The organism is Cupriavidus sp. SIMBA_020 (genome assembly GCF_046535395.1).
Taxonomy (GTDB): domain Bacteria; phylum Pseudomonadota; class Gammaproteobacteria; order Burkholderiales; family Burkholderiaceae; genus Cupriavidus; species Cupriavidus campinensis.
In genome coordinates this window covers 1-244 of sequence record NZ_JAWRWU010001425.1, presented here as the reverse complement: position 1 = coordinate 244, position 244 = coordinate 1, and the positions used below count along the sequence as shown (strand labels likewise).

The window sequence follows — 244 nt, the reverse complement described above, 5'->3', positions numbered from 1 at the left end:
CTCAAGGCGACGGCTCTGCGGGCAGACGGAGCGGTAAAACTGAATGCCGGCAACGACGTCGAAATCGGTACGGCCGAAGTGCATCAAACGTCTAGTCAGTCCAAGCAGTCCGGCAAGGTTGGCATGACCGTCACTGGTTGGGTTTCCGCAACTAAGAAAGCCCAGCAAACCGAGCAAAGTGCTTCGCAAAGCATCGGTAGTGATATCAGTGCCGACAGTCTGCAAATCACCAGCGGCCGCGATA

The 244-nt window shown here is 56.1% G+C and carries 1 protein-coding gene; it reads left to right on the top strand.

Annotated elements, in window-relative coordinates:
- Positions 1-244: hypothetical protein (locus SB751_RS34240; RefSeq protein ID WP_410749527.1), on the top strand; the 244-nt coding region annotated here is incomplete at both ends.